This is a genomic window from Mycobacterium arosiense ATCC BAA-1401 = DSM 45069, assembly GCF_002086125.1.
GTDB lineage: Bacteria > Actinomycetota > Actinomycetes > Mycobacteriales > Mycobacteriaceae > Mycobacterium > Mycobacterium arosiense.
The window spans coordinates 25,533-33,214 of the sequence record NZ_MVHG01000057.1; the positions used below are offsets into that span (position 1 = coordinate 25,533).

7 protein-coding genes are annotated in these 7,682 nt (G+C 66.9%); 6 read left to right on the forward strand and 1 reads right to left on the reverse strand.

The annotated features are described in order from the left end of the window. Nucleotides 1-8: 8 nt before the first annotated feature. Entirely contained in the window at nt 9-1,403 is a 1,395-nt protein-coding gene (locus BST14_RS19250) for an aromatic ring-hydroxylating oxygenase subunit alpha (RefSeq protein ID WP_083065977.1), read from the forward strand. Next, complete coding sequence (locus BST14_RS19255) at nt 1,400-3,109, forward strand: FAD-binding protein (protein WP_083065978.1); 1,710 nt, start codon at nt 1,400-1,402, stop codon at nt 3,107-3,109. The genes BST14_RS19250 and BST14_RS19255 overlap by 4 nt, the downstream gene beginning before the upstream one ends. Nucleotides 3,110-3,118: 9 nt before the next feature. Here the strand turns inward: BST14_RS19255 and BST14_RS19260 are convergent, their stop codons facing one another. Further along, nucleotides 3,119-3,958 (reverse strand): enoyl-CoA hydratase-related protein, encoded by an 840-nt coding sequence (locus tag BST14_RS19260; RefSeq protein ID WP_083065985.1) that lies wholly within the window; start codon nt 3,956-3,958, stop codon nt 3,119-3,121. 109 nt (nt 3,959-4,067) lie between these two features. On the opposite strand from BST14_RS19260, the gene BST14_RS19265 reads away from it, so the two are divergent. From BST14_RS19265 to BST14_RS19280, 4 genes are all read left to right on the forward strand, one after another. Beyond that, entirely contained in the window at nt 4,068-4,907 is an 840-nt protein-coding gene (locus BST14_RS19265; protein ID WP_083065979.1) for a nitrile hydratase subunit beta, read from the forward strand. Between the two features lie 20 nt (nt 4,908-4,927). Then, complete coding sequence (gene scnC / locus BST14_RS19270) at nt 4,928-5,632, forward strand: thiocyanate hydrolase subunit gamma (RefSeq protein ID WP_083065980.1); 705 nt, start codon at nt 4,928-4,930, stop codon at nt 5,630-5,632. Between the two features lie 13 nt (nt 5,633-5,645). After that, nucleotides 5,646-6,017: a thiocyanate hydrolase gene (locus tag BST14_RS19275; protein WP_083065981.1), complete on the forward strand. Its 372-nt coding sequence runs from the start codon at nt 5,646-5,648 to the stop codon at nt 6,015-6,017. A gap of 218 nt (nt 6,018-6,235) precedes the next feature. Further along, nucleotides 6,236-7,609 (forward strand): DEAD/DEAH box helicase, encoded by a 1,374-nt coding sequence (locus BST14_RS19280; RefSeq protein WP_083065986.1) that lies wholly within the window; start codon nt 6,236-6,238, stop codon nt 7,607-7,609. Nucleotides 7,610-7,682: the final 73 nt, after the last annotated feature.

Below are 7,682 nucleotides of genomic sequence, written 5' to 3' on the forward strand. Positions count from 1 at the left end.
CTGTAGGAATGGGCAACGAGGTTTCCAACCCGCAAACCCCGCGTCGGTCGGCGGCGAACTGGACGCCGCTGCCGGTGCCCTGGGCGGTCCAGACCGCCGATCGAATCCCCAAGCAGCGCTACTACGACCCGGAGTTCTACGCGCTGGAGGCGCAGCTGTTCTGGCCTCGGGTCTGGCAGATGGCCTGCCGACTCGAGGAGATCCCCAAACCCGGCGACTACGTGGAGTACGAGATCCTCGACGACTCGATCATCGTGGTGCGCGTCGACCATGACACCGTGCGCGCCTACCACAACGCCTGCCGCCATCGCGGCGTGAAGCTGGTGGAAGGCAACGGGAACCGGCGCACCTTCGTCTGCCCCTTCCACGGCTGGTGTTGGGGCGTCGACGGGCGCAACACCTTCGTGCTGCGTCCCGAAGCGTTCGCCGAGGAGAACATGCGTCCCGGCGACCTGGAGCTGGTTTCGGTGCGCTGCGAGCTCTGGGGCGGCTGCGCGTGGATCAACCTCGACGACGACGCGCCGGCACTGCGCGACTGGATGGAACCGTTCGCCTCGATTTACGACGCGTGGCGCGTGGAGTCGCTGCGCGTGGAGTGGTGGCAATCGTGCCGGCTGCCGGTGAACTGGAAACTCGCCAGCGCGGCGTTCATGGAGGGCTACCACGTCCCGCAGACCCATCCTCAGCTACTGCCGTCCGCGCAGACCGAAGCGCCCTCCGCCGCAGTACATCCCGTGGTCGCCAGCAGCCTGTATTTCATGCGCACGCTCGGCACCGGCATGGGCGGGATGACGCATGAGAACGACATTCGCATCGCCGAAGGCCTGCAGCACATCGAGTTGCCCGCCGACCCGGGCGCGGCGCTGGCGGCGTGGCGCGCCGCGCTCAACGACGCCGTCGTCAAGTGGCACCGCGCCCGCGGCAGCACCATTCCCGACCTCAACGACCTGGACCGTCGCGGGATCACCGACGCGATCGGATTCGCCTTCCCGCACCACTTCATCCTGCCCACCTACAGCAGCGCGTCCTCGTACCGCATCCGTCCGCTCGGTCCCGAGGAGACGCTGTTCGAGATCTGGTCGCTCACCCGGTTTCCGGCGGACGCCTCGACGGGCAAGCCCACGCCTCCCCAACCCATGGCACCCGATGACCCGCGCTGGCCGCCCATCCCCGCCCAGGATTTCTCCAACCTGCCCCGGCAGCAGAAGGGCCTGCACGCACGAGGTTTTGAGTTCATGCGGTTGTCCGATCAGATCGAGGGCTTGATCTCGAACTTCGAACGCGTCATCGACGGTTTCCTGGCCGGGCTGCCGTACGCCACCCTGCTGCCGGCCATCCAGAAGACCAACACCACCATCGATGTACCGATCGTCGATCTCGGCTTCGGCGCGGAGGCGCGATGACCACCCGGTGGGACCACTCGGTGGACCTGGTCATAGCGGGCAGCGGCGGGGGCGGCATGGTCGCCGGGCTGGCCGCCCTGGACTGCGGGCTCGAACCGCTGATCATCGAAAAGCAGCCGCTGGTCGGCGGTTCGACGGGGCTGTCGGGCGGCATCGTGTGGCTGCCGAACAACCCGTTGATGCGCGCCGACGGGATCGCGGACTCCCACGAGGACGGCCTGGCCTACCTGGCCGACGTGGTCGGCGACATCGGCGCGCCGTCCTCACCCGAGCGACGCGAGATGTTCCTCACCGCGGGCTTCGAGATGATCAACTTTCTCACCCGCAAGGGTATCGCGCTGATCCGCTGTGCCGGCTGGAGCGACTACTACCCGAACCACAAGGGCGGCAACGCCTCCGGCCGCGCCGTCGAGGGAATCCCGTTCGACGCTGCGCGGCTCGGCAGCTGGAGCGACAAGGTGCAGCCGCCGCTGGCCCGAAACTACGGATATGTGGTGCTGACCAACGAGTTACGGTCGGTCCAATATTTCAACCGCGCGCCACGCGCCTTCGCCGTCGCGTCGCGGGTGTTCCTGCGCACCGCGATCGCCCGGGCCCGGCGGCGTCAGCTCCTCACCAACGGCGCCTCGCTGATCGCCCAGATGCTCAAAGCGCTGATCGATCTCAGCGACGGTGAGCCCCCGCTGTGGACGCAAGCCGCGATGACGGATCTGATTGTCGACGACGGCAGAGTGGTCGGCGTGCGCGTCGTCCGCGACGGAAAGCCGTTGACCGTCGAGGCCCGCAAGGCAGTCCTGTTGGCCGCCGGCGGATTCGGCCACAACGAACAGATGCGCCGCCGCTACAGCGGCAACCAGCCCAACGAAGGAAAGTGGTCGATCGCCAACGCCGGCGACACCGGCGAGGTGCTCGAGGCGGCGATGCGACTGGGCGCCAAGACCGACCTGCTCGACGAGGCCTGGTGGCTGCCTTCGGTTTTCATCGCCAACGGCGGCGCCGTCGCCGCCTCGCTCGGTTCGGGACGCCAGCGTCCCGGCGCCATCTACGTCGACTCGACCGGCAGGCGGTTCTGCAACGAGTCCAACTCCTACGTCGAGGTCGGCAAGGCGATGTACGCCAATAAGGCCGTCCCGTGCTGGATGATCTTCGACGAAGGCTATGTGCGCAGGTACGTCACGAGCGCCAATCCACTGAAAACTTTGAAGCGAAACCAGCCGCTGCCGCCCGAGCTGATCGAGTCCGGTGCCGTCACGCGGGCCGCGACCATTCCCGACCTCGCCCGCCAGATCGACCTTCCCGCCGACGAACTGGAGCACACGATCCGGCGGTTCAACCAATTCTCGGCCAAGGGGCTGGATCCCGACTTCGGCCGCGGCCAGTCCGCCTATAACGACTGCCTCGGCGACCCCGGCTATCGGCCCAACGCCGCCATCGGCCCGCTCGACACCGCCCCCTATTACGCGACCAGGGTGCTCCCGGCCGACGTCGGCACGTGCGGCGGCGTCATCACCAACGAGCACGCGCAGGTTCTCGACGAACAGGATCGGGTGATCGAAGGTTTGTACGCCACCGGCAATACCACCGCGACGGTGATGGGCCGAACCTATCCCGGCGCCGGCGCGAGCATCGCCAGCTCGATGGTGTTCGGTTACGTCGCAGCGCGTCACGCCGCCGGACGCAAGATCGCCGGTGAGATGAGCCGCTAGGGGCCGCCGTTACGGGTCAGGCGCGTCGCGGTCGACGAATTCGCGTGGCTTCATGCCGGACTGCATCAGCTCGGCCCGCCGCGCCTGCACATCGGACGCGGCGCCGACCATGTTCGTCAGGATGTGGCTGACCTGAAGATGGACCCGCATGCCCATCAGTTCCCACGCGCGCTTCACGTTGTTCTTGACCGCCATCAGTGTGGTCAGCGGGATTTGGGCGATCTTGCGCGCCATCTCCTCGACGGTGTTTTCGAGCTCGTCGCGCCGCACCACCTTGTTGAGCAGGCCCCACTCGAGGGCTTGCTGCGCGGTCAGGGTCGGCGCCAGCAGCAGCCAGTCCATGGTGCGGTGCCAGTTCATCAGCAGCCACGGCTCGATCATCGTGTGCCCACCGGGTTCGCCGAGGCTCTGGGCGAGCGGCATCTGGAAATACGCGTCCTCGGAGGCGACGCAGAAGTCGGTCAGCAGGCCGAGATAGATCCCGCCGCCCATGCAGTAGCCGTGGATCTGCGAGATGGTCGGCTTGGGAAATTCCCACAAATACAGCGTCGGCCACAAAAACAGATCGGCGGTGCCTTTGTAGAGGTCCTCGAATGTGTCCCCGAAATCCGGATAGGGGTTTTCCTCCGGGCCCCACCGCGCCACATGGCCGCCGCAGAATCCCTTGCCGTTCGCCTTGAGAATGACGACCTTGATGTCCTTGTCGCGGTCGGCTTCGTGCAGGCAGCTGTCGACCTCGCTGACCAGGACAGCGTCCTTGGTGTTGGCCTTGTCCACCCGGTTCAGGATGATCCGCGCAATCGGCGGTTCACGCTCATAAATGACCGCTTCCAGGACGCGCCGCTCCATTCTGGTGACGTTACCGGAGACCGCCGTGCCGGAGTTCGGTTTGCGGTTGCGCAATGTCGGCGCGAGGATTGCAGTATTGACGGCGCTGGACTAGTCGAATGGAGCTGGGATGACGACTCCGTCGGACCGAGCCGCACAGCTCGACCTGATAGCCCGGCTGCAGTCCTCCTACCCCGAACTCCCCGATGCCCCCACGCCGGATCTCATTGACCACGACCGCTTCAACGCCTACGTCAAGACCCCCCACGATGTCGGCGGCGAACCGGACGCCCCCATCGAGTTCGAGAACAAGCAGTACGAGATCTGGGAGCACAACACCTACGTCATGTGTGAGGTGCTCGGCTGGCGCGGGATCTGGCTGTCCGAGGAGCGCCGCCGGATGGGCAACGTCGACCTGGGCCGCACCATCTATCTCGGCCTGCCCTACTACGGGCGGTGGCTGCTGGCGGTCGCACGCGTGCTCGCCGAAAAGCACCACATCGGCCTGACCGAATTGGCCGAACGCATGGCCGAGGTCAAGGCGCGCTATGCCGACGGCCTGCGCGGAAAGCCCTTGGAGGCCAAGCCCAAGTCGGAAGGCGATCCCGCCGCCGTCCAACGCAACCGGCACCACCGCCACGCGGTCGGCAAAGGCGACCCGCAGGTGTATGCCGGACGGTCCGGCGCGCCGAAGTTCAGCGTCGGCGACAGGGTCGTGGTGCGTGATTTGCCCGTGTTGCATTACACCCGAACGCAGGAGTACGTGCGCGGGGCGACGGGCGAGATCGCGGTGGTCTCGTACGAAAGTCCCGTCGCGGAGGACGAGACGTGGGACGGGCCAGACCAACAACCCGAATGGTTCTACATCGTTCGGTTCAACCTCGCCGACCTGTGGCACGGCTACACCGGACCCGGCAACGACACGTTGCAAACCGAAATCCCGCAACGGTGGCTCGAACCGGCCGGATAGCTTGGCGAAAGGACCTCCGCATGACCGCCCACGAGCACGAGCACGACCGCACCGCCGCGCCCATGGTCGACGAGATCACCGACTTCGAAGTTCTCGAGATCGCGCTTCGCGAATTGTGCATCGAGAAAGGCATTTTCACCGCGGAAGATCATCGCCGCTTCACCGAGTTCGCCGAACAGATCGGGCCCACACCGGCGGCGCGCCTGGTGGCGAAGGCCTGGCTCGATCCCGACTTCAAGGAGCTGGTGCGCTCGGACGCACTCGCCGCCAGCAAGGAGGTCGGGGTCGACTGGCTGGAACCGACCGGGTTCGGGACGCCGAGCGACTTCACCGCCCTGCACGTGCTCGAGGACACCCCGACGCTGCATCACGTGATCGTCTGCACGCTGTGCTCGTGCTACCCGCGCCCGATTTTGGGCAATTCACCGGAGTGGTACCGCACCCCCAACTACCGGCGCCGCATCGTGCGTTGGCCACGGCAGGTGCTCGCGGAATTCGGCCTGATCCTCGCGGAGGACGTCGAGATCCGGGTGGAAGATTCCAACCAGAAGCATCGGTTCATGGTGATGCCCGTCCGTCCGGACGGAACGCAGGGTTGGACCGAAGACCAACTCGTCGAGATCATTACGCGCGATTGCCTGATCGGCGTCGCATTGCCCAAGCCGGGGGTGACCACCAACGCCGTCACCCAGACGCGCCCGGCCGTCCACCCGGTAAACCACTGACGCGGGGTGGAAGGTGAGCACCGCGCACAGTCCACGCCGCGTCGAGGACTGCAGCGTCGCGCCGCTGGCGAAAATCGTTGAGCGCGACCAGATCTGGAGCCGGATGGCGGCCAAATACGGGGTCGGCAACCCGGTACCACCCTGGAAGACGAGCCTGGACGGAATGTGTGATGCGCTCGACGGCAGCGAGCGCGGTTCAGAGGTGCTCGGTTTTGCCGACCGCCGCGGCGAAGAGGACGCCCTGTCGGCAACCGTCTACGCCGGCCTGCCCTATCCGGAGAACCGGTTGGTGGCGTTGGCGCATTCGCTGGTGGTGCGCGGCGTCATCGACGAATCGGAACTCGAGGAGCGACTGGCCGCGGTGCGGGCCCGGCTGCAGGGGTGACCCACGCCATTTAGCCGTTCGGCCCCGCATAGGCTAAGCTGACAACGACGTTGGCCGCATTATTTTGTCAGCCAACACCGTCGTGGAACGCTTCCTTATCTCCCCCTTGTCTCGCGGCGATCGATTTTGCCATCCGGCAATCTCGCCACCTCGTGCCCATGCCGCGCGGCGTTTTCGCCTCCGGCGCGGCACCACCGATGCCTGAAAGGCACCGAAAAGTGACCACCAGCAACACTTTCGCCGACCTCGGCGTGCGCACCCACCTGGTCGATGCGCTCGCCGAGCGCGGCCTCACACATCCATTTCCGATCCAGGTCGAGACCCTGCCCGACACCCTGGCCGGCCGTGACGTTCTCGGTCGCGGCAAGACGGGCAGCGGCAAAACCCTGGCCTTCTCGATCCCGCTCGTCAGCCGCCTGTCGCCGGGCAACCGGCGCCCCTCGCGGCCCTCGGGCCTGGTGCTGGCCCCCACCCGGGAGCTGGCGGCGCAGATCACAGCGACGCTCGAGCCCCTGGCGCGCGCCTGCGGCCTGCGGGTCACCACGATCTTCGGCGGCGTCTCGCAAGGCCGTCAGGTGGCCGCGCTGAAGTCCGGCGTCGACATCGTGGTGGCCTGCCCGGGTCGGCTCGAGGATTTGATGAAGCAGCGGTTGATCAGCCTGGAGGCCGTCGAGATCACCGTCATCGACGAGGCCGATCACATGGCCGATCTGGGCTTCCTGCCAAGTGTCACCCGAATCCTGGCCGCTACTCCGAACAGGGGCCAGCGGCTGCTGTTTTCGGCCACCCTGGACAACGGCGTCGACAAGCTGGTGCAGCGATTCCTCCGCAACGAGGTGCTGCATTCGGTCGACGAGCCGAACTCGCCGGTGTCGGAAATGACCCATCACGTCTTCCACGTCGCCAACGCCGAGGCCAAGAAAGAGGTGGTGCACCGGCTCGCCTCCGGCGCCGGTCGGCGGATTCTGTTCATGCGTACCAAGCACCAGGCGCGCAAGCTGGCCAGGCAGCTCACCGAGGCGGGTGTCCCATCAGTTGACCTGCACGGCAACCTGTCTCAGCCCGCGCGCGAACGCAACCTGGCGATGTTCGCCTCGGGCGGTGCCCGGGTGCTGGTGGCGACCGATATCGCGGCGCGCGGCGTACACGTCGACGAGGTCGAGCTCGTCGTGCACATCGACCCACCCGCCGAGCACAAGTCCTATCTGCACCGGTCCGGGCGGACGGCGCGGGCGGGAAGCGCCGGTGACGTCGTCACCGTGGTCCTGCCCGAGCAGCGGCGCGACACCCAGCTGCTGATGCGCAAGGCCGGCATCCAGGTCACCCCTGTCCAGGTGACCGCCGCATCCCAGGCGGTGCAGGCGCTCGTGGGTGAGGTCGCGCCCTACCAGGCCCCCGCACCCGTCCGGGCGCCGGTGCGCACGCCCGCGCCGCATCGGCCCAACTCAAGCAGTCAGCGGCGTCGTCGGACCAGCCGGTCGCCGAAGAGCAATCCCGCGCCCACCGAATCCGCGATCTCGCACCGCAGCGGTTCGCCCGCCCGGCGGCCGGATCGTCGGCGCGCCAGCCGCGCCCAGGGGGCGGCCGGCTAGTGTCCTGAGTCGTTAATTCGCCCGCTCTTGTTAGTATGGGTGATGCCGTCGCCGCATGCTGCCACGATCGTGT

Bases quoted from the DNA above. Each gene is read 5' to 3' on its own strand.
- BST14_RS19265 (WP_083065979.1), top strand. From the start codon at position 4,068: ATGACGACTCCGTCGGACCGAGCCGCACAGCTCGACCTGATAGCCCGG.
- BST14_RS19255 (WP_083065978.1), top strand. From the start codon at position 1,400: ATGACCACCCGGTGGGACCACTCGGTGGACCTGGTCATAGCGGGCAGC.
- BST14_RS19260 (WP_083065985.1), bottom strand. From the start codon at position 3,958: ATGGAGCGGCGCGTCCTGGAAGCGGTCATTTATGAGCGTGAACCGCCG.
- BST14_RS19250 (WP_083065977.1), top strand. From the start codon at position 9: ATGGGCAACGAGGTTTCCAACCCGCAAACCCCGCGTCGGTCGGCGGCG.
- scnC (WP_083065980.1), top strand. From the start codon at position 4,928: ATGACCGCCCACGAGCACGAGCACGACCGCACCGCCGCGCCCATGGTC.